Source organism: Candidatus Brocadia sapporoensis (genome assembly GCF_001753675.2).
GTDB classification, from domain to species: domain Bacteria; phylum Planctomycetota; class Brocadiia; order Brocadiales; family Brocadiaceae; genus Brocadia; species Brocadia sapporoensis.
Map to the genome: position 1 here is coordinate 1 of NZ_MJUW02000027.1, position 21,586 is coordinate 21,586.

20 protein-coding genes are annotated in these 21,586 nt (G+C 47.0%); 18 read left to right on the plus strand and 2 right to left on the minus strand.

The window, feature by feature from the left end:
- The first annotated feature begins 578 nt into the window (after positions 1–578).
- The 9 genes from BIY37_RS02325 to BIY37_RS02365 all read left to right on the plus strand — a co-directional run bounded on the left by BIY37_RS02325 (position 579) and on the right by BIY37_RS02365 (position 9,066).
- Positions 579–1,358: a methyltransferase family protein gene (locus tag BIY37_RS02325; protein ID WP_143299131.1), complete on the plus strand. Its 780-nt coding sequence runs from the start codon at positions 579–581 to the stop codon at positions 1,356–1,358.
- Between the two features lie 206 nt (positions 1,359–1,564).
- A complete protein-coding gene (locus BIY37_RS02330) occupies positions 1,565–2,548 on the plus strand; it encodes a metallophosphoesterase (protein ID WP_070066236.1) in 984 nt (327 codons plus the stop codon).
- Positions 2,549–2,864: 316 nt separating this feature from the next.
- Entirely contained in the window at positions 2,865–3,857 is a 993-nt protein-coding gene (locus BIY37_RS02335; RefSeq protein WP_070066237.1) for a Gfo/Idh/MocA family protein, read from the plus strand.
- A 17-nt stretch (positions 3,858–3,874) separates the two neighbouring features.
- Positions 3,875–4,963: a DegT/DnrJ/EryC1/StrS family aminotransferase gene (locus BIY37_RS02340; protein WP_070066238.1), complete on the plus strand. Its 1,089-nt coding sequence runs from the start codon at positions 3,875–3,877 to the stop codon at positions 4,961–4,963.
- Positions 4,960–5,694 (plus strand): glycosyltransferase family 2 protein, encoded by a 735-nt coding sequence (locus BIY37_RS02345; RefSeq protein ID WP_070066273.1) that lies wholly within the window; start codon positions 4,960–4,962, stop codon positions 5,692–5,694. Before BIY37_RS02340 ends, BIY37_RS02345 begins: the two co-directional genes overlap by 4 nt.
- Positions 5,695–5,709: 15 nt before the next feature.
- Entirely contained in the window at positions 5,710–6,075 is a 366-nt protein-coding gene (locus BIY37_RS02350; protein WP_070066239.1) for a lipid-A-disaccharide synthase N-terminal domain-containing protein, read from the plus strand.
- A gap of 57 nt (positions 6,076–6,132) precedes the next feature.
- Positions 6,133–6,858 (plus strand): carboxy-S-adenosyl-L-methionine synthase CmoA, encoded by a 726-nt coding sequence (gene cmoA, locus BIY37_RS02355; protein WP_070066240.1) that lies wholly within the window; start codon positions 6,133–6,135, stop codon positions 6,856–6,858.
- A 183-nt stretch (positions 6,859–7,041) separates the two neighbouring features.
- Positions 7,042–7,578 (plus strand): methyltransferase family protein, encoded by a 537-nt coding sequence (locus BIY37_RS02360; protein WP_179129228.1) that lies wholly within the window; start codon positions 7,042–7,044, stop codon positions 7,576–7,578.
- A gap of 33 nt (positions 7,579–7,611) precedes the next feature.
- Positions 7,612–9,066 (plus strand): ArnT family glycosyltransferase, encoded by a 1,455-nt coding sequence (locus BIY37_RS02365; RefSeq protein WP_070066241.1) that lies wholly within the window; start codon positions 7,612–7,614, stop codon positions 9,064–9,066.
- A 181-nt stretch (positions 9,067–9,247) separates the two neighbouring features.
- Here the strand turns inward: BIY37_RS02365 and BIY37_RS14240 are convergent, their stop codons facing one another.
- Positions 9,248–9,463, minus strand: coding sequence for a transposase (locus tag BIY37_RS14240; protein ID WP_080324785.1), 216 nt, complete (start codon positions 9,461–9,463; stop codon positions 9,248–9,250).
- Complete coding sequence (locus tag BIY37_RS02375; RefSeq protein WP_070066242.1) at positions 9,375–10,439, minus strand: ISL3 family transposase; 1,065 nt, start codon at positions 10,437–10,439, stop codon at positions 9,375–9,377. The genes BIY37_RS14240 and BIY37_RS02375 overlap by 89 nt, the downstream gene beginning before the upstream one ends.
- Before the next feature lie 360 nt (positions 10,440–10,799).
- Between BIY37_RS02375 and BIY37_RS02380 the strand changes: the two genes are divergently transcribed.
- From BIY37_RS02380 to arnD, 9 genes are all read left to right on the plus strand, one after another.
- Positions 10,800–11,165, plus strand: coding sequence for a lipid-A-disaccharide synthase N-terminal domain-containing protein (locus BIY37_RS02380; protein ID WP_070066239.1), 366 nt, complete (start codon positions 10,800–10,802; stop codon positions 11,163–11,165).
- A 57-nt stretch (positions 11,166–11,222) separates the two neighbouring features.
- Positions 11,223–11,948, plus strand: a complete 726-nt coding sequence (gene cmoA / locus BIY37_RS02385; RefSeq protein WP_070066240.1) for a carboxy-S-adenosyl-L-methionine synthase CmoA — start codon at positions 11,223–11,225, stop codon at positions 11,946–11,948.
- Between the two features lie 183 nt (positions 11,949–12,131).
- Positions 12,132–12,668: a methyltransferase family protein gene (locus tag BIY37_RS02390; protein ID WP_179129231.1), complete on the plus strand. Its 537-nt coding sequence runs from the start codon at positions 12,132–12,134 to the stop codon at positions 12,666–12,668.
- 72 nt (positions 12,669–12,740) lie between these two features.
- Entirely contained in the window at positions 12,741–14,366 is a 1,626-nt protein-coding gene (locus BIY37_RS02395; protein WP_070066243.1) for an ArnT family glycosyltransferase, read from the plus strand.
- Positions 14,367–14,691: 325 nt separating this feature from the next.
- A complete protein-coding gene (locus BIY37_RS02400; protein ID WP_230402414.1) occupies positions 14,692–16,317 on the plus strand; it encodes an ArnT family glycosyltransferase in 1,626 nt (541 codons plus the stop codon).
- Positions 16,307–17,458, plus strand: a complete 1,152-nt coding sequence (locus BIY37_RS02405; protein ID WP_070066245.1) for an aminotransferase class I/II-fold pyridoxal phosphate-dependent enzyme — start codon at positions 16,307–16,309, stop codon at positions 17,456–17,458. Before BIY37_RS02400 ends, BIY37_RS02405 begins: the two co-directional genes overlap by 11 nt.
- A 25-nt stretch (positions 17,459–17,483) precedes the next feature.
- Positions 17,484–18,470 (plus strand): glycosyltransferase, encoded by a 987-nt coding sequence (locus tag BIY37_RS02410; RefSeq protein WP_070066246.1) that lies wholly within the window; start codon positions 17,484–17,486, stop codon positions 18,468–18,470.
- The gene (gene arnA, locus BIY37_RS02415) at positions 18,467–20,476 is read left to right on the plus strand and encodes a bifunctional UDP-4-amino-4-deoxy-L-arabinose formyltransferase/UDP-glucuronic acid oxidase ArnA (RefSeq protein WP_070066247.1); all 2,010 of its coding nucleotides are present in this window, start codon (positions 18,467–18,469) and stop codon (positions 20,474–20,476) included. Before BIY37_RS02410 ends, arnA begins: the two co-directional genes overlap by 4 nt.
- A gap of 42 nt (positions 20,477–20,518) precedes the next feature.
- Positions 20,519–21,439: a 4-deoxy-4-formamido-L-arabinose-phosphoundecaprenol deformylase gene (gene arnD / locus BIY37_RS02420; RefSeq protein WP_070066248.1), complete on the plus strand. Its 921-nt coding sequence runs from the start codon at positions 20,519–20,521 to the stop codon at positions 21,437–21,439.
- Positions 21,440–21,586: the final 147 nt, after the last annotated feature.

A 21,586-nucleotide genomic window follows, 5' to 3' on the forward strand; every position in this document is an offset into this window, starting at 1 on the left:
CTACAGGGTTAACCGTCATTGCATAACGATATGCTATAATAATGACATCCCTTCGGGATTACAGAATCAATATTTTGTTCACCCATAGTGTTTGTGGGCGAAAGTACGCTGAATAGTTACGAATTTTCAAGCCCTGACGAAAAATAATGGCCGTTGAAAACGGAACTGCATGTAACGGTTTGGCGCTTTGAAAAATAGATGCAGCGGGAATCCCCACAAAAATATACCCCGCAGCTCGGCCGAACGATCAGCGCCACATTCTCAAGGAGATAAATTGTTGCAGTTGCATAAAGGAAGCATCTTCGCCGTTTCGCTATCCGTGTGCGAATTTCTCAAGATTACAAAAAATTAATTTTGCGTTCATCCCCTGTTCATGCATGGTTTGGTATACTCAACCGTATAAAAACTGTGAAAAGAAAGCACCTTACAAGGGTATTGCAACCTGTTCTCTTTTGGTTCGGCACGCATTCCTTGTTTTGTTAACAAATTGAGACAGGAAGGATACCCCATTCAGGAGGCGACGTATTCAGCAGGAAAGGTCCGGATGGGACCGGTCTTAATAACTGCCATCACGGCGATTGCAGACGTGGTTCCCTTGCTATAGAAGTGCGTGCGATCAACAGCCCATAGCGATAGTCCTTATTGACGGCCTTGCCACTTCTGGAATCATCATTATCCTTGTCTTTCCTGGTGTGTATGGAATTATAAAAAATTTATTGAAGTCAGAAGCAGGAAGCCAAATGAAGAGTGTTGCTGATTCGCTCATGTTCAAATACAGGGGATTCGTTGGAGTTATTTGCCTGCTACCGGTAGGGATTGCTGTAATTTTTAGCACTCCCTTTATTGCGAAAAACGCTTACATTTATTTCATTGCAGATATTCTGGGATGGTTGTGTTTTGGGCTCTATGTAACCTTTCGCATATGGGCAACCTTGTATGTCGGCGGACGCAAAGACAAAGAATTGCAAACCCAGGGACCCTATTCGATCACCCGCAACCCGCTATACTTTGGGACATTTTGCTTTGCGTTATCCGTCTCATTCTTTTTGGAGAGTATTTCATTGGTGGCAGCAACGGTTATAACGATGATAATTTATTTTCGTTGGGTAGTTGCGGTTGAGGAATGCGTTCTCCTGAAAACTTTTGGGAGTGCGTATTCAAATTATAGGAAAAATACGCCCCGCTTCATTCCACGGTTTTCCCAATATTGTGCGGCAGGCTTTGTCCAGGTCAATCTTGGGGCACTAAAGACAGAAACAAAACGCTTATGGTTTGCAGCAACATTGCCGGTCATTGCCGAACGAATTATGTACCTTCGGGCTGCTTCGTGGTGGCCGCACTGGTTTACCCTTCATTAAAGGGGGGAAGACAGGTGTTCGGCACAACTATTTAGTTTTATAGATTACCGTGTAAAATCTCTCTTTTTTTGCGAGTTTTTACTACCTCTCGGCTTCGTCGTGATGGGTCGACAGGCTCACGATCACGACGAAGTCCATGCCACCCTGTAACCGAAAACATAACTTAAAACTTTAAAATTACGAACAACACGAGAGGGCATTTGTATATGAGAAGATGGAAATATCTTGTTGCATTTCTGCTGCTGATTCCCGGAATTGTTAGCACATTACGGGCAGAAACATCTGCTTCCTTATCAAAGACGCCTCCCAATTTCAAGGTTGCTTTTATAGGCGATCAGGGATTAGGAGAAAATGCAGAAGCAGTTTTGAAACTTGTTAGATCAGAAGGCGCACAGGCAGTATTGCATCAGGGAGATTTCGACTACGAAAACAACCCAGATGCATGGAATGCACAAATTAACGAAATTCTTGGTGAAGATTTTCCTTATTTCGCATCCGTGGGAAACCACGATGTAGAGAAATGGAATGGGAAGGATGGCTATCAACAATATCTCAAGAATCGACTTAATCGGCTAGGTGTTGAATGGGATGGTGACTACGGGGTAAAATCATCGTTGCAATACAAAGGCATTTTTATTATTCAGGTCTCACCGGGTGACTTAGGATCTTTTCATGCGGATTACCTGCGCGAACAACTTGCCAAAAATAGGTCAATTTGGAGAATCTGCTGTTGGCATAAAAACATGCGGCTTATGCAGGTGTCTAAAAAGACAGACGATACTGGATGGGATGTATATGAGGAGGCAAGAAAGGGCGGTGCAATTATCGCAACAGCACATGATCACTCTTACGGTCGCACACATCTTATGGATAGTTTCGAATATCAGACTGTTGCCAGTCAATCAAACACCCTAGTCATTACTGAAGGCAGGACATTTGCCTTTTTTTCCGGGCTGGGCGGCAAAAGTATTTATGGTCAGGAACTGAGTGGTACCTGGTGGGCAAAAATCTATACGAAAACACAAGACGCTCATTATGGCGCTCTTTTTGGCGTATTTAACGTTGGCGGCGTGCCAAATGCTGCGACGTTTTACTTCAAAAATATCAAAGGAGAGGTTGTGGACCGGTTCGATGTGATTTCCCGTGTTCATACCGGTAGTGCGGTTGAGCAACATCGCTCCTCGCGGTAATTGATTAGCGGAAATAAGGTTAAATAAAGGTTCATCAGAACAAGTAATGTTAGCCGTTGATTTTTTTAAATTATTTTGTACAATAGTTCGGCTTATTTTTTGAGTTATACCGGGATTTATTTATAGAATACAGAGCACAGCGTAGCCAAAATCAAATAATACCCCTTACCTCACTTTGCCTTGCTAAAGGATGCCAGGAGGGGCGAAGGGGGGGTAAAAAACCTGCAAAAAAAGAAAGATGTTACACGGTAACATTACAACGGTGTGCTCAGATTGCCCGGATGTTATTTTTTGATTTGTACATAACGGAGAAGCTATGAAGATCAGGGTTTTGCTATTGGGTGTCGGACGGTGGGGGGTAAACCATTTGCGATTGTTGCATTCGTTGCCTGTGGAGCTTTTTGTCGCAGAGATTTACCCGGAACGGCTTGCACAAGCCCGTGCACTGGGCATTCCTGATACTCACCTGTTTCATAATTACCGTGAAATTTCCGCTTCGGTAGATGCAATGGTGGTGGTGACATCTGCCAACACCCATTTTGAGCTCTGCCGGGAATTTTTAGAGGCGGGCAAGGACGTGTTTGTTGAAAAACCCATTACTTTGCAGTCAGAAGAGGCGCGTATCCTTGTGGCGCTCGCGGAGCGGCATAACCGCATCTTGCAAGTCGGACATATCTTTCGGTATGACCCTGCATCGCAATGGTTACGGAATTCGATCCAGCAAGGAAGTTTCGGAAGGATCAAAATTTTGCGCGGGAATTTCAGCGGCTTTAAGCGTCCCCGTAGCGATACCGGCGTAACTTTTGCCGATGCCATTCATTTCATTGATTTGTTTAACTATTTTATGGGGCGATCTCCTGCACGGGTTAATGCTATCCTAAAAGATTTCATGGGCCGCAGCATGGACGATGCTTCCCTGGTTACGATGGACTATGATGGTGATGACGGAACAACCTGGGCTACGGTGGAGAGCAGCTACTATCCTCCTGGTAAATACCGTGAGGTAGTCGTTGTGGGCGAGGAGCTGAGCGCCGTTTGTGATTACAATATAGCCCAATATAAGATTAAAACATTCGGGAACAAACACATAAAAGATGGTGGGGATTCCAAAGCCATAGAAGGGGCAGTGCATCAGATTGAGTTTCCGCCAGAAGAGCCGTTGCGCATGGAATTGCGGGCATTTATTGAGTCGATACAAACACGAAAACATCCCCTGGCAGACGGCAGATCAGGTTTCGAAGCCGTGCGTATTGTTGAGGCGGCTTTGAAATCTGCAAAAGAAGGGCGAACCATAGAATTAAACAGATAAGGGAGTAAAAGAACGTCATGCAAAAAATTTCGCTTTCAAAAAGTTTTGTAGATACCGAAGTCAAACAAGCAGCGCTAAAAGCCCTGGAGTCGGGGTGGTATATTCTTGCCAAAGAGTGTGAGGCATTTGAATCTGAGTTGGCTCAATATGTGGGCACGAAGCACGCAGTACTCAGTTCCTCTTTGACGGCGGGTATGTTTTTGCTGCATACGGTGATGGATTTGCGCCCGGGCGATGAGGTAGTGGTGCCGTCGCATACGGCCTTTGCAGGCATAGAACCGATGATTCACTGTGGGGCACAACCAATTTTTGTGGATGTGGATGAAACGTATTGCCTGGACATCGACCAATTAGAAGGTGCTATTACATCACGTACCGTGGGAATTATGCCCGTACATTTATATGGTCATCCTGCAAATCTGGATCGCTTGTTCGAGATTGCACGGAAACACCATCTATGGGTTGTCGAGGACTGTGCTCAGGCGCAGGGAGCGAAATACAAAGGCAAAATGGTTGGTTCGATGGGCGTAGCAAGTGGTTTTTCATTTTTCCCGTCAAAAAATCTGACGGTGTTGGGCGACGGCGGCTGTATTTGCACGAACGATGACATGATTGCCGACAAAATACGCATGCTTCGGAATCACGGGCGCAAAGAAAAATACACCCACGAAATGATTGGTTTTAATTTACGCTTTAACGAAATTCAGGCGGCTATCGGCCGGGTAGCCTTGCGACACCTTGATGCTTTCAATCTTAACCGGCGAAAAATTGCCGCACGGTACAATGAACGTCTCCGTGATATCGTAAGTACGCCTCTGGAAATGACGTGGGCAACGGCGGTCTATCATATGTATGTCATTCGCACCAAGAGACGCGACGAACTGGCGAAGTATTTACGTCAGCACGGTATTGACACCGGTATTCATTATCCCGTGCCGAATCATAAGCAACCTGCAATTACTCAAAAATATCGTAATTTGCCTCAATTACCAAATACCGAACGAATGGTTGATGAAATCCTATCGTTGCCTATTTATGGCGAAATGCCCCTCGAAGAAGCGGACATCGTTTGTGATTGTATCTCAGATTTTTTTGGCAAAAAATGAATCAGACACCACCCGAGATCAGCCTGGTTGTTCCTTGTTATAACGAAGAGGGTAATTTACAAGCCTTGGCAGATGCCATTACCGCCGCACTTGATCCGTTGAGTATTTCCTATGAAGTGGTAATTACCGATGATGCCAGCACAGATAGTTCCTGGACACTCCTTAAAAAAATAGCAGCAACCGATCCGCGTTTTCGTATCCAGCGGTTCAAAGATAATGGAGGCGAATCGGCCGCAAGCTGGGCAGGTATGAAGGCGGCGCGTGGCCGTTACATTATTACACTGGATGCAGACCTGCAAAATGATCCCAGAGACGTGCCAAAATTCCTGCAAGCACTTGATCAGTATGATTGCGTATGCGGCACCCGGGTTGCCACACGCGGCAAAGGAGACAACTTTGTCCGGATTGCCTCCTCACACATTGCAAATTGGGTTCGCAATAAATTATCAAATGAAAATATCAGTGATGCGGGGTGTACCTACCGGGCATTTCGGCGCGAGTGTCTCACAAACATAAAATTTTTTAAGGGTGCACACCGGTTTTTGCCAACCTTGATTAAAATGGAAGGGTTTCAGGTAACAGAAATTCCGGTGACCAACAATCCCCGATTCTCTGGTCAGAGTCATTACGGGGTATGGAATCGGTTATTCAAATCGTTCTACGATCTTCTCGCCGTGAGATGGATGAAAAAAAGGATGATACGGTATGAAATCGTTGAAAAACTCAATTAAATAAGGAGTCTGTGCATGTTTTGTCATATTGTGCTAGCCGTTACGTGGTTTGGTCAGGAACATCGTTTGTTTGGGCTGAATTGGAGCTATCTCACCATCCTTGGATTCCTTGGTAATGCGATATTTTCCACCCGGTTTTTAATCCAGTGGATTGCTTCGGAAAAGACAGGGAAAAGCGTAATTCCTGACTCTTTCTGGTATTGGAGTATAGCGGGGAGCGTAATTATGTGTATTTACTGGATCATGGAACGCAACCCGGTTGGAATCCTGGCCTATCTGCCAAACACCTTTATTTATATGCGCAATTTACACTTGATCAGGAAACATACAATCGCTGCGGCAGCATTGACGTCTACTCAAATTTCACATGAAAAGAGATGAAAGGTGATACAGAAGTCGAGACCGCTGATTTTACACAAATTTTGAGGGTGCCCGTTTATGTCAAAGGATGAAATATTCAGAGAAAATTTGACGACCATAGCAGACTTTAACTTTGGGAAGAAAGTCGTTTCGGTATTTGATGACATGCTGGACCGGTCCGTTCCGTTCTACCAGGAGATTCAAAGAATGCTTGTGGAAATGGCATCTGAGTTTGCCGTTGAAGGAACGAATATTTATGATCTTGGATGTTCTACCGGCACTACCCTGCTCAATTTGGGTCAAAATATCCCCGGTAAAGTAAAGTTTATTGGCATCGATTACTCGGAGGATATGCTTGCCAGATGTAAACAAAAACTTGCGGAGCACCCTTTTTCCAGGGAGCATGAACTGACCCGTGCCGATTTGAATCAGGGCGTGCACATCGAAAATGCATCGGTTGTGGTTATGGTTCTCACGTTGCAATTTATCAGGCCGTTGAATCGGGACACGCTGATCGGCAGTATCCTGAGGGGATTGAATGAGAACGGATGCCTGATCCTTGTGGAAAAAGTCTTAGGGGAAGACTCTCTTTTTAACCGGCTCTTCATAAAGTACTACTACGACTTTAAGAGACGAAATGGGTACAGTGAATTAGAAATCGCACAAAAACGGGAAGCCCTCGAAAACGTATTAATCCCTTACAAATTATTGGAAAACAGGGAACTCCTCATCAAAGAGGGGTTCCGGTATTGTGATGTATTTTTCAAGTGGTACAACTTCTGCGGGATGATAGCGGTAAAATGATGGTCAAAATAGGCGACTTCTTTTTTCGATACCGGAATGCCCTTTTTCCCTTTGTCTTTGCCTTGCTTTTTTTTGAGGGGACATGGCCGATATGTAACAAGGAGATTGTGGAGACGTGGGAAATGGTTGTCGGTATCCTTGTGGCGCTGAGCGGTCAGACATTGCGGGCGCTTACCGTTGGGCTTGCTTATATTAAACGGGGCGGCAAAAAAAAAACAGGTTTATGCGGAAAGGCTCGTTCAAAGCGGAATTTTTGCACATTGCAGGAATCCTCTCTATTTAGGGAATATTTTAATCCTTCTTGGGGTGGGGATTGCAGGAAATTCTCTCCCTTTTGTTTTGTTTGGAATTCCAATTCTTCTCTTTGCCTACGCAACGATTATATGCGCAGAGGAGAAATACCTGGAAAAAAAGTTTGGTCAGGAGTTCAAAGATTATTGCAAGCGAGTTAACCGTATTATTCCCAACGTTTCAGGGATAGGGAATACCATCAAAGGTATGGAATTTAACTGGAAACGATTGATTGTCAAAGAATATGCGACACCCTTTGCGTGGATAACGGGGTTATCGCTGTTGATCATGAAGGATGCATACCTGGACTACGGCTATGCGTCCAGTAAGTATATCACGTGGTCGTTGTCAATTCTGATTTTGATCGTTACCAGCGCATTTTTTACTGCCTGGTATCTGAAAAAAAATAAATACCTGCGATTGAACTGAGAGGACTAATTATACAAAGAGAGAGAGAGCCAAATGATCAGCAATTTTATCGAACGACGAACACAATTTTTTGATTTATTAGCGCTGATTGCGCTTTCCGCTGCGGTTATATTTCCAGCCATTGGTCAGAACACCCACCTTGCGAGTCGTGAGATCCACCACGCAGAGATTATTCGCGAAATGGTTGAAAGTGGAGATTACTTGATACCAAAACTATTTGGGAAAACCTATTGCGACAAACCACCAGTAATGCATGCAGCCGCTGCTTTCATCACTCGCATGGTAGGCGAACCAAGCATTGCTATTACACGCATACCCTCTGCTATTGCCGGCATACTGGGGGTGCTGGCCACCTATTGCGTGGGGCTATTGCTTCTCGACCGACTCTCGGCATTAATTGGAGCAGTAGCGCTACTCGGTATGCCTGGTTATAGTCTTATGGCGAGTCGCGCCAGGCCTGACATGATTCTGTGTGCCTCGATTTTATTCTCATGTCTTTGCCTTGGACTTGGAATGCGTAAGCAAGACCGACTACCAAGAATGTTTTACTTTGTGCTTGCAGGTCTATTTGCCGGTGTTGGAGCAATAACGAAAGGTCCCTATGGAGTGCTTGTCCCCATCTTTTTTATAGTTTTTGTACCATTCCGCAACCATGATTTTACTCGGCCTCGATTCGGTTGGACTGGTTTCTGCCTCGGGATCCTGACTGCTATAGCTATCTGGGCCACTCCGGCTTACCTTCGTGACGGCGGTGAATATCTCCGTGGCGTGTTATTTCAGCCGGATTTAGATGTACGCGAGGGAGGGGGGAGCGGAAAATCGTTTTTCTATTATATTCAGCATGGACTTCTACTTACATTACCACTTTCTCTTTTTCTCCCTCTTGCAATTATTGATCTGCGGCGCCGTGGCTATTCTGCACTACTTGCAATTGCTGGGGCTATTTTTATTGTTATCACGTGCATTCCCAAAAAACGACAACACTACCTTCTTCCAATCGACCCATTTCTGGCGCTCGGAATTACCGCATCGATCGTTCGCCATAGTGTAACAAGCCATATAATACGACGGACAGCTTGGATACTCATTCCAATTTCGGTAATTGCAATGCCATTCTATTTTATCATTATCCAACCAATAGTGCAGCCTTATAAAAACTCACAAATATTCTTTGCAAAAGAAGTATTTAAGGCTATCGAGCCAAACCCCCGTATATACACTGTGACTAGTATCGATGAGGTGCTGGCATGGGTAGAACGACGATATGAAGGAATTTACAAACTCGACCGCCAGGATCCCTCTGTAGACATGATTTTACGCAAAGCTGAAGCAGGGTCTTATCTGGTTATCAGTGAGCAGGACCTTGCGTCTTTTTTTAAAGGCAAAGAGCCGCTCCCGTGCGAGTTGATCCTTAGTTGCAAAGTCGATCATGAAAAAATGATGCTATTCCGCCTCAAGGGAAAAACATCTGAATTACCCAGAGAATGATAATGTATACGCATCCGGACAATTCAATATTTGAAGCACTTTATATTTATGAACTTCGGACCCATAAAATATCTGCAACACGTAATAGAATATGCTACAAATCTATCCATGATTGAGCGCCCCTTTGGTTAATATCGGTGAACTATACCTCGATTCCTTTAAAAAAGGGTTCTTCTCCCAATTAGTTTGCAAAAGCTTGTATAATTTTTAATGAAAAGTACCGTTCGTCATGAAATCCATAAGCTTTTCTTTTGATACCTTTGATCTTATTATTAACCCCTTCGAGTTTGCTGGTATGAATTTTATAGTCACCGTGATTCAAGATTCCGTAGCTGTATTTTGTAAGCATATTTGCAAACGTATTCATGACAGAATAGTTTAGCGTGGCTCCATTCATCAATGGCTTTTCTCGCCCACGTCCGTGAGGTATAGGTCCAAATATGTTTGAGCTTATCTTTAAGAATCAGAACGGTATTTATTGTTTCATTGAGCGACAAGAGCTGTTTTCGATGTTCTCGGTGTTTTTTCCTGCGAATATTTCGTTTGTTTTTTAACAAAAGATATTTTGAACCCTTGAGGACGTCCTTATCCTCCTTCGATGCTTTTTGGTATTCAGCATTTCGCACCTTGTCAATAACTTTACCAAAGCTTGAAACCCCATGAAACAGGTCAAAGACTATCTTAACATGAGGCACGTACTTTTTTACTGCATGAATATAAGGATCCCACATATCCATGGCAATGGCCTCAAGCGCCTGCCTTTGTTCCTCTGTCATACCCGCAAAGAAGGTTCCCGGGGTTTCTTTTGTTCTTTCCTTTCCCACCCGGACTACGCGGCCACTCCGATAGTCCAGAACAACGGTCAAATAGCGCTGTCCCTTCTTAACAGAGATTTCGTCTACTGCCCGTATGCGAAGATTCTGATACTCTGTCTGCGCGTATTGTCGTTCCAGAAAAAACGTATCGATTGTTTTTACGGTTTTCCAGTTAATTCCAAAATGTTTTGCAACTTCGGTTACGGTTAACACTTTACACCGTTCGTGAATATACGCTGCTAAACGATGCGTAACACGACTGTAGGGTTGAAAAAAACCCAAGTCTTCAACTACGATTCGATTGCATGGCTCACAGGCTATCTTACGATACGAACAAGTTATCCATACGCGAACGGAACCAAGATTCAGATCCCGCAAAGATCGTTTGTCATGACGGTAAATGCGCTGTGCTTTGCTGCCACACGCATGACATATTGGGCGAAATCGTTCATCGGGCACTGCAGTAAGCTGAGATATCTCAGCTTCAGGAAAAACACTTTGCTTCGTAATTCTTACCCGCTGAAAAGGAAAATAGGGTAATATACTTAACGTGGACATTGCTGGTCTCCTGTAAATAGTTTATATAGCGGTATATATCTATCTATAGGAAACACCGAATGTCCACTCTTTTCAATGATTGAAAGGAATTTCTTCTCAATTCTTATTGACTAATTGGGAGAAGAACCTTAAATTGTTTAACTGCATGCATCGGTTTTTGCCCACGCTGTTCAAGACGAAAGGGCTTGTCGTTGCTGAAATCGTCGTAAACCATTATCCCCGGAAATTTGAAAATCAAAGTACGGGATATCCAACAGGGCATTCAGGGCGTTTATAGATTTGTTGGCTGTGAGATGGATGAAAAAAAGGATGATACGGTATGAAATCGTTGAAAAACTCAATTAAATAAGGAGTCTGTGCATGTTTTGTCATATTGTGCTAGCCGTTACGTGGTTTGGTCAGGAACATCGTTTGTTTGGGCTGAATTGGAGCTATCTCACCATCCTTGGATTCCTTGGTAATGCGATATTTTCCACCCGGTTTTTAATCCAGTGGATTGCTTCGGAAAAGACAGGGAAAAGCGTAATTCCTGACTCTTTCTGGTATTGGAGTATAGCGGGGAGCGTAATTATGTGTATTTACTGGATCATGGAACGCAACCCGGTTGGAATCCTGGCCTATCTGCCAAACACCTTTATTTATATGCGCAATTTACACTTGATCAGGAAACATACAATCGCTGCGGCAGCATTGACGTCTACTCAAATTTCACATGAAAAGAGATGAAAGGTGATACAGAAGTCGAGACCGCTGATTTTACACAAATTTTGAGGGTGCCCGTTTATGTCAAAGGATGAAATATTCAGAGAAAATTTGACGACCATAGCAGACTTTAACTTTGGGAAGAAAGTCGTTTCGGTATTTGATGACATGCTGGACCGGTCCGTTCCGTTCTACCAGGAGATTCAAAGAATGCTTGTGGAAATGGCATCTGAGTTTGCCGTTGAAGGAACGAATATTTATGATCTTGGATGTTCTACCGGCACTACCCTGCTCAATTTGGGTCAAAATATCCCCGGTAAAGTAAAGTTTATTGGCATCGATTACTCGGAGGATATGCTTGCCAGATGTAAACAAAAACTTGCGGAGCACCCTTTTTCCAGGGAGCATGAACTGACCCGTGCCGATTTGAATCAGGGCGTGCACATCGAAAATGCATCGGTTGTGGTTATGGTTCTCACGTTGCAATTTATCAGGCCGTTGAATCGGGACACGCTGATCGGCAGTATCCTGAGGGGATTGAATGAGAACGGATGCCTGATCCTTGTGGAAAAAGTCTTAGGGGAAGACTCTCTTTTTAACCGGCTCTTCATAAAGTACTACTACGACTTTAAGAGACGAAATGGGTACAGTGAATTAGAAATCGCACAAAAACGGGAAGCCCTCGAAAACGTATTAATCCCTTACAAATTATTGGAAAACAGGGAACTCCTCATCAAAGAGGGGTTCCGGTATTGTGATGTATTTTTCAAGTGGTACAACTTCTGCGGGATGATAGCGGTAAAATGATGGTCAAAATAGGCGACTTCTTTTTTCGATACCGGAATGCCCTTTTTCCCTTTGTCTTTGCCTTGCTTTTTTTTGAGGGGACATGGCCGATATGTAACAAGGAGATTGTGGAGACGTGGGAAATGGTTGTCGGTATCCTTGTGGCGCTGAGCGGTCAGACATTGCGGGCGCTTACCGTTGGGCTTGCTTATATTAAACGGGGCGGCAAAAAAAAAACAGGTTTATGCGGAAAGGCTCGTTCAAAGCGGAATTTTTGCACATTGCAGGAATCCTCTCTATTTAGGGAATATTTTAATCCTTCTTGGGGTGGGGATTGCAGGAAATTCTCTCCCTTTTGTTTTGTTTGGAATTCCAATTCTTCTCTTTGCCTACGCAACGATTATATGCGCAGAGGAGAAATACCTGGAAAAAAAGTTTGGTCAGGAGTTCAAAGATTATTGCAAGCGAGTTAACCGTATTATTCCCAACGTTTCAGGGATAGGGAATACCATCAAAGGTATGGAATTTAACTGGAAACGATTGATTGTCAAAGAATATGCGACACCCTTTGCGTGGATAACGGGGTTATCGCTGTTGATCATGAAGGATGCATACCTGGACTACGGCTATGCGTCCAGTAAGTATATCACGTGGTCGTTGTCAATTCTGATTTTGATCGTTACCAGCGCATTTTTTACTGCCTGGTATCTGAAAAAAAATAAATACCTGCGATTGAAATAAAAGTTAAAATTCACACAAGTTCTATGCCATTTCCCGGAGTGTTGCCATTTCAGTTCAGCAATTATTAAAAACATGGAAATAAAATCGAATCCGCGGATAACAAAAAAGGACATTCCCTTTCTCTCATGCTTAGTTCTGTTTGGCTTGGTCTTGTTTCTCTGGTATACATGGGCTATACCGCTCATTGATCCTGATGAACCCCGTTATGCTGCTACAGCGAACGATATGGTGCGCAACAACCATTGGATTGTACCACACTTTAATGGCGCTCCGCGTATTAATAAACCACCTCTCTTTTATTGGACCATTGCCATAGTCTATAAAATTTTTGGGACAAACGAGTTCACAGCACGATTACCCTCAGCCCTGGCGGCCCTTGGCACGGTGCTGATTGTCTATCTGTGGGGGAAAAGGCTTGAAGACAGCAAAAACGGATTTTGGTCTGGCATGATGCTGATGGCCAGCCCGCTATTCTTTTTCATTTCCCGACTATGTATCACGGATATGCTGCTGACATTTTTTGTCTGTGCCAGCCTTTACTTTTTCTTTATCGAATATACGGGAGCTCACAGAAGCAACCTCAGGAGATTATTCCTTTACGTTCTCCTGGGGATGATCTTTCTCGTAAAAGGACCGGTAGGTATCTTGTTGTTTATTCTGATTACCATGGGTTTCCTCTTATGGATGCGCGACTTTCAAAACATCAGGAGGCTTTGGTATCTGCCGGGATTCCTGGTTTTTCTTGGTATTATCTGTTCCTGGGGTATTCCTTTCTGGCTATCCCTGGGTACAAAACAAATCGTTGCATTGCTTTCGCAGGAGATGTCCGGCAGGTTTGTCAGCGGTTATGCCCATCCCAAACCTTTCTATTATTACGTACCGGTATTTTTCATGGGATTTTTTCCCTGGTCGATGTTTATCTTTATCCCTTTTATCCATATTCTAAAACAAACACAGGGTATGTCGGGGGAAGAAAAGAGATCGGGGTATTTTTTTCTTTCATGGTTCATCCTTACGGTAACCTTTTTTTCTCTTTCACATTCGAAGTTGATGACCTATATCCTTCCCGCTTCCCCCTCCGTTGTTCTGCTAACCAGGTCATTTTCCCGATGGAAAACAGAAGACTCCTTTGGGAAAATATACGTATGGATAGTGTGGCTTATTCTGTTCGTGTCTGCAACGATTCCCCTGGCGCTCATTTTCGTCATACTAAAGGTGACGCCGGTCGTGCATGGTTTATCCACAGCTCATATGGTTATTCCGATCATTGTCCTTTTCGCCGGTGCAGTGGTATCGCTTTACACTTTTTTCAAGAGCAGACAGTTTCTCCACATAATAAAGATCTTTTGCTTCGCGAACTGCCTCGTTCTCGGAATAACCACGTCGTATGCAGCAAAATACCTGGGAACTTTTCGGTCAACAAAGGATATTGTGGGACACTGTCTTTCAGAAAAGAAGCATTATGTGCTTTACAGTTACGGAAGAACTGAGCCAAGCCTTGTCTTTTACAGCGGGAAAAAGGTGCTGGAAATAGAGGCGGATACCAGATTAGAAAAACTTATTTCTGACCATGAATGTTCTCTTTATATCGTGATGAGCATGCATGATTATCAGAAAAAGCAGGAATGGATTCATAAAAATGCGTTATATGCCGTATGCCAGAATAAAACGCATGTTATCTTAGAAAAAGACTGGTAATTTCACCCATTTTCGTTTAAACTATCCGTTTAAAAAAACCAGCATTTAAAATGCAATTTCCCATCATCTCCTACGATCCATCGCAGTTAATAGTCGTGTTGGTTTCGATCGGAATTCCTCCGGCAAAAATCCAGGACGAAGGCCGTTTGAGCATAGTTTATTGAGTTCCAGATTTATGAATAGAGAACAGAACACCTTAACTGAAAGATACGAGCGGCTCGATATGGCAATACTCGTCCTGGCCTGCGTGCTTGTATTCTTTGCCCTCGGCGGCCGCGCGCTTTGGGGCGCGGAGGGACGGTGGGCCACGATAACCAGAGAAATGATGCTCACCGGCGACTATTTTCATCCGACCATAAACGGCGAGCCGTATTTTGACAAACCGCTGCTCACGTACTGGCTCATTGCCGCGTTAGCCTTCGTTTCCGGCGCGTTGAACGAGCTTGTTGTCCGCCTGCCGAGCGCGATTGCCGGCGTAGCGGCGGTGTGGGCGACACTCAGGCTTGGCCGGCATCTGTGGTCGCCTGCGGTAGGCCGCATTGCCGCAATGCTGCTGCTGACAAGCTACGGCCTCATATCCCAGTCGCGTATGGCTGCGGCCGACACGGAAAATCTCGCAACTGTGATGCTGGCAATACTCTGGTACTGGTTGAGGCGCGACAAAAACAACTTCATCACGTTCATAGTTCTCTACCTTATCGTTTTTGTCGGTTCGCTCTGTAAAGGCCCGGTGGCGGCGGTTGTAACTGCCATAGCTATCTTGCCCGACGCCATAGCCGGCAAGAGATGGAAGGCATTCCTCCGTCCCGCGTCGCTCTTTGCTCTTGCCATAGGCATTGCAATTTACTTTGCGCCCTTCATCTGGTCGTCAGGGACAACCCCGGCGTCTTACGCTTCCAGCGGGCTGGCCCTTGTTTGGCAGGAAAACGTCCAGAGATTCTTCTCGCCCTTCGACCACAAGGCGCCCTTTTACACGTATATTCATTCGGTGCCTGTGCTTATCCTGCCGTGGGTGCCTCTCTTCATCGCAGCCCTCATCACCGGAGTGAAGTACTTTGCAAGACTGGACAAAAATACACACTGGCTGATCAAGGTCATTGCCCTGATATTCGTTTTCTTTACCCTTTCCGGTTCACGGCGTAGTTACTACATCCTGCCGATTATCCCTTTCTGTGCACTTCTGACCGCCGTTATCCTGACGCGCATGAAGGAGTTTCGTCCTTCATGCATTATTCCTGCAGGGTTCACTATCCAGAAGTGGATTCTCTTCGGCGCGGCAGCCCTTGAGCTGTTAGTATTCCTGGCGCTTCTTATAGTCCCACCCAGAAGCGCAGGGGTTTCGCTTGCTGGTATTAGCCTTGCCGGTATACTCGTAGCCCTGGCCGCAATAGCGGCTGCAATAGTTGCATCAATGGCCGCTCATCGCCTGGCCGTGCAGCCGGAAGAGAAGGCATTCCTCCCACTGGCGGTAGTGGCGTTTATTTTGATGGGCGGATTCTTCTGTGTACAGCAAAACGTTTTTGAGGAAAGCAGGTCTGAACATCAGTTTATCAACAAAATTCAAAGCGCTACGGCATGGATACCGCCAGACCGCATCGGTCTCATGTATAAAGGAGAGGTCGATGCAAAAATGGTATTCTATCTGGGCAAAGGGACGCCCGTGACGCTTCTTAGACACGAGGACAAGTACGCTGACAAAAAGGACCCCGACAAAAAGACCATCATGTCATTCCTGCAAAGCGATCAGCTTGGGGTGTTTATTGCTCAGATGAGATATGTGTCAGCCTTTCCCGCCGAATTATCAAGCCTTTTGCCTGCTACGCCTACGTTCGAAGAAAAGCCCGTACCGTTTGAATCGAAGAAGGCGCGAGAGGAAAGATGGGGGGTATGGCTCCTGAATAGTCAGAATACAACGCCAGGTACCGGAGGAAAGACGACCAATGAGAAGTAAGTTTCTACCGTTTTCAGCGCCGACTATTACCGAAGACGACATCGCTGCGGTAGCGGAGGTCCTTCGTTCCGGCTGGATAACTACAGGCCAGAAGTCGGCCGATTTTGAAAAGAAATTCGCGGAGTACATCGGCTGTCCTGCCGCAGTCGTGCTTACATCGGCGACAGCTGGCATGCATGTGGCTTTTAATGCCCTCGGCATCGGACCGGGAGACGAGGTTATTACGCCCTCAATAACGTGGGTGTCGACGGTGAATCTTGCAGTTCTTGCGGGGGCCAGACCGGTCTTTGTTGACGTGGACCGTGACACCCTGATGGCTTCCGCTTCATCCATCGCGGCAGTTATGACCCCGAAGACAAAGGTAATAATTCCCGTTCATTTCGCCGGCTCTGCTGTCGATATGGACCCCATAATGGAGCTGGCGAAGAAGCACGGTGTGGCTGTCATCGAAGATGCGGCACATGCAGCCGGCACACGCTACAAGGGCAACCATGTCGGCAAGACAGGCACATCGATATTCTCTTTCCACCCGATAAAAAATATGACTACCGGCGAGGGCGGTATGTTCTGCTCTGACGATGCTGCGCTGGTTGAACGTATCCGGCGGCTGAAGTTTCATGGCCTCGGCGTCGACGCGTTTGACAGACAGATGCAGGGGCGCTCCCCGCAGGCGGAGGTGCTGGAGCCTGGGTATAAGTACAACATGACAGACATTTCTGCGGTGCTGGGACTGAGACAGCTTGCCCGGCTGGAAGAATTCAATGCCAAACGTACTGACCTGGCGATGCTGTATCGCAGGCGTCTGGCAGAGATAGACGAATTGATCCCTCTTACGGACGCGAAATATCCCGTCAGGCACGCATGGCACCTCTTTATCGTGCGCCTCGATACGGATAAGGCAGGCATGAGTCGCGATGATTTTATGATGGAACTGAAGGCGCGCAATATCGGCACGGGCCTTCATTTTCGCGCCGTGCACCTGCAGAAGTATTACCTCGAGAAGATGGGAATGCGACGCGGCATGCTCCCTAATACCGAATGGAATTCCGACCGTATCTGCTCGCTGCCCCTTTTTCCCAATATGACCGGGCAGGATGTTGACGATGTGGTTGACGCAATCAAGGAAATTCTCAAGAAATAATGCAAGCTATTAAAGAAAGGCAGACGTGGATTCGTTAGTTTCTGTTGTTATCCCGGTGTATAACGAGGAACACAACCTCGAAGAGCTGATCAGGAGGTGTCTTGACGCCTGCTCGCAGATGAAAAGGCCATTCGAGGTCATACTTGTGGACGACGGTAGCCGGGACAAATCTGCCTCGATGATCTCGGAGGCAGGCGCCAGACACGTCGGCAAGATCGTTGGCGTGCTCCTCAACAGAAACTACGGCCAGCATTCAGCCGTCATGGCAGGATTCTCCGAGTCACGGGGCGAGATCGTAGTAACGCTCGATGCCGATCTGCAGAACCCTCCGGAGGAGATACCGAGGCTCGTCGCTAAAATGGAGGGAGGCTACGACGTGGTCGCCAGCCAGCGGGAGAACCGTCACGACCCGCTTTTCCGCAAGCTCGCATCGAAGATCATCAACAGGGCTGCACAGAAGTCAACCGGTGTAAAGATGACCGATTATGGCTGCATGCTCCGCGCATATCGCCGCCATATCGTCAATGCTATGCTCCAGTGCCATGAGCGAAGCACGTTCATCCCCATCCTGGCCAACAGCTTCGCCCGCATGACGACAGAAATACCCGTCGGACACTCCGAACGCCTGAAGGGCAAGTCAAAATACAGCCTGTGGAAACTCATCAATCTGCAGTTTGACCTGTTGACGAGCATGACGACGTTCCCTCTTCGGATGCTCAGCATAATGGGTGTGGCAGTTGCCGCTCTTGGCATAGGTTTCGGTATGTTGTTGCTGATACTACGTTTGGCGTATGGGACTGAATGGGCTGCACAGGGTGTCTTTACGTTGTTCTCAATTCTCTTCATCTTCATCGGCGCTCAGTTCATAGGAATGGGGCTGCTGGGGGAGTATATTGGCCGTATCTACAGCGATGTCCGCGCCAGACCTCGCTACTTTGTGCAGCAGGTCGTCGGCAGGGAAAAAGATAAGGATGTTCCAGAGGCCAAGAAAGGTTATGATGTGATACTATGAAAGCAGTTGTTCTGGCATATCACAACATCGGCTGCATCGGCATCGAGACGCTGCTGAAGCACGGTGTTGAGATAGTTGCTATCTTCACCCACAAGGATGATCTGGCTGAGAACGTCTGGTTCAGATCAGTGGCAGAGTTGGCTGCTTCAAAAAACGTCCCCGTCTTTGCCCCTGACGACATCAACCATCCCATCTGGGTGCACAGGATACGACAGTTCAATCCCGACATCATTTTCTCGTTCTACTATCGCAACATGGTCAAGCCCGCCATTCTCGACATCCCCCCCAGGGGTTGCCTGAACCTGCATGGCTCCCTCCTGCCGAAGTATCGTGGTCGCTGCCCTATTAACTGGGCGCTCATTCACGGCGAGAAAGAGACCGGCGTCACACTTCATTACATGACCCCAAGTCCCGATGACGGCGACATCGTCTGCCAGAAGAAATTCGCCATCACGGAGAACGACACGGCAAAGAGCCTCTTCGAAAAGTCCGCCGGGGCAACGGCCGCTTTGCTCGATGAGATGCTGCCCAGGTTAAAGAACGGCAATGCCCCCCGTCATCCGCAGGATCATTCGAAGGCGACCTATTTCGGAGGACGTCGCCCTGCCGACGGCGAGATAGTCTGGCAGAAGCCGGCACACGATATAAGGAATCTTATCCGCGCAGTCACCCGCCCGTACCCCGGGGCGTTCAGTTATATCGGCGAGAACAAGTACTTTTTCTGGGTGGCTTCAGCGATAAAACAACGCCGCAGCAGCAATGTTGTTCCGGGAACCATACTCTCCTCCGATCCACTGGTGATTGCCTGCAGCAAGGATGTTCTGCGTATCGATTACGGTCAGGCTGATAGCGGCATCTATATGAGCGGCGCCCAGATGGCACGTGATTTTAATCTCGTTGAGGGTCTCAAGTTCGGTCCCAGCGCCAGTCGCCGCATTGAAATGATAACGAAAAAGAGGGTGCTCATCCTCGGTGTTAATGGCTTTATAGGCAATTTCCTCAGCGAACGGCTTTTGCAAGACGGCAGGTATGAGGTTTACGGTATGGATCTCTATTCCAATCACATTCAGAATCTTCTGAACAGGCCAGGCTTTCATTTCGAGGAAGGCGACATTTCTATCCACGGCGACTGGATAGAGTATCACGTCAAAAAGTGCGACATCGTGCTGCCTCTGGTGGCTATCGCTACTCCCATCGAATATACGCGCAACCCGCTACGGGTCTTCGAGCTTGACTTCGAACAGAATCTCCGCGTCGTCAGGTACTGCGTTAAGTATAAGAAGCGCATCATCTTCCCATCGACATCTGAAGTTTACGGCATGTGCGACGACCCGAATTTCGACGAAGACAATTCCCGGCTCATCCTGGGACCCATTCGCATGCAGCGATGGATATACTCGTGCTCCAAGCAGCTTCTGGATCGTGTCATCTGGGCCTACGGGACAAAAGAGGGTCTGAGGTTCACGCTCTTCCGCCCGTTCAACTGGATAGGGCCGAAGCTTGACAGCCTCAAGAGCGCCCGTATCGGCAGCTCACGAGCCATTACGCAACTCATTCTCAACCTCCTGCAGGGCACGCCCATTCAGCTCATCGACGGCGGTCTCCAGAAACGCTGCTTTACGGACGTCTCAGATGGCATCGATGCCCTCTTCCGCATTATAGAGAACAAGGAGCACAACTGCGACGGACGCATAATTAACATAGGTAACCCGGAGAACGAGGCGAGCATCAGGGAGCTTGCAGAAATGCTACTTGAAAAATTCAAGAAGCACCCGCTGCGGGCAAAGTTCCCGCCGTTCGCCGGTTTTCGTATCATCGAAAGCGGCTCGTACTACGGAGACGGGTATCAAGATATGCAGCACCGCAAACCTAGCATCAGGAATGCCAGGAAACTTCTCGGCTGGAACCCCGTCGTAATGCTTAATGATTCCGTCGGGAAGACGCTGGATTTCTTCATCAGGGAATACGTTGAATCGGGTGAGATAGAGATGGACAATGGCGACTGAGGTGGATGCCCGGAACGAGCGGACTGCCATGTTGCCCTGGAGATGGATGTGACGATAAAAGTTGGTCTCAGAATTGATGTTGACACGCTCCGGGGGACGCTTCTCGGCGTCCCGGCTCTCTGCAGACTCTTTAATGAGCACACAGTAAAGGCATCGTTCTTCTTCTCTGTCGGCCCGGACAATATGGGGCGTCATCTCTGGCGACTGCTCAGACCCGTATTTTTTTGGAAGATGCTGCGAACGAGAGCTGCGAGCCTTTATGGCTGGAATATCATCTTCAGGGGTACCTTCTGGCCAGGCCCAATCATCGGAAAGAAGCTGTCTTCCCAGATTCGCCTCGCCGCACGGGGCGGCCACGAAATAGGTCTGCACGCATGGGACCATCAGGCATGGCAGGCACACATCGATACCATGTCTGAGGAGGATGTCCGTCTTGTCCTCCGGAAGGGATTCGACATGCTTGCCGGCATAACAGGCGCTCCGCCGACCTGCTCGGCCGTACCGGGGTGGAAATGCACGGATGGCGTCCTGCTGGCAAAGGCGGAATTCCCATTTGTGTATAACAGCGACTGCCGGGGCAGCAGCATCTTCCGGCCTGTCGTGGGTGGTAAAACTCTCTTGCAGCCGCAAATACCCGTTACGCTGCCTACCTATGACGAGACCATTGGCAGGAACGGCGTCACTCCGGCCAACTATAACGAGTTCATCCTTTCACAGGTCAAACCCGGCGGCCTGAATGTCCTGACCATACATGCCGAGGCCGAAGGCATCGCCTGCGTCACGTTGTTCGCGAACTTTCTCAAGGCTGCTAAAAAACGGGATATATCGTTCGTTCCGCTTGGTGAGCTTCTCAGGGATGCGGGGCATATTGTTTCCGGAAGGATAACCAAGACTACTTTCCCTGGCCGTGAAGGTTGGGTCTCTTTTCAGGGTGATATCTGTAACAAGGAAGGCCTGCTATGACCGGAGACAGTGGGACATGGGTCAAGTAAAAATCGCGCACCGATAATTGCCCTCCTCTTTGTGTCAGTCTACAGAGTAACGCATAGCCATAAAAACTCTTTGCAAATCAAGGAGAGTAAACGATGGCATATGGCAATAGATTTGTAA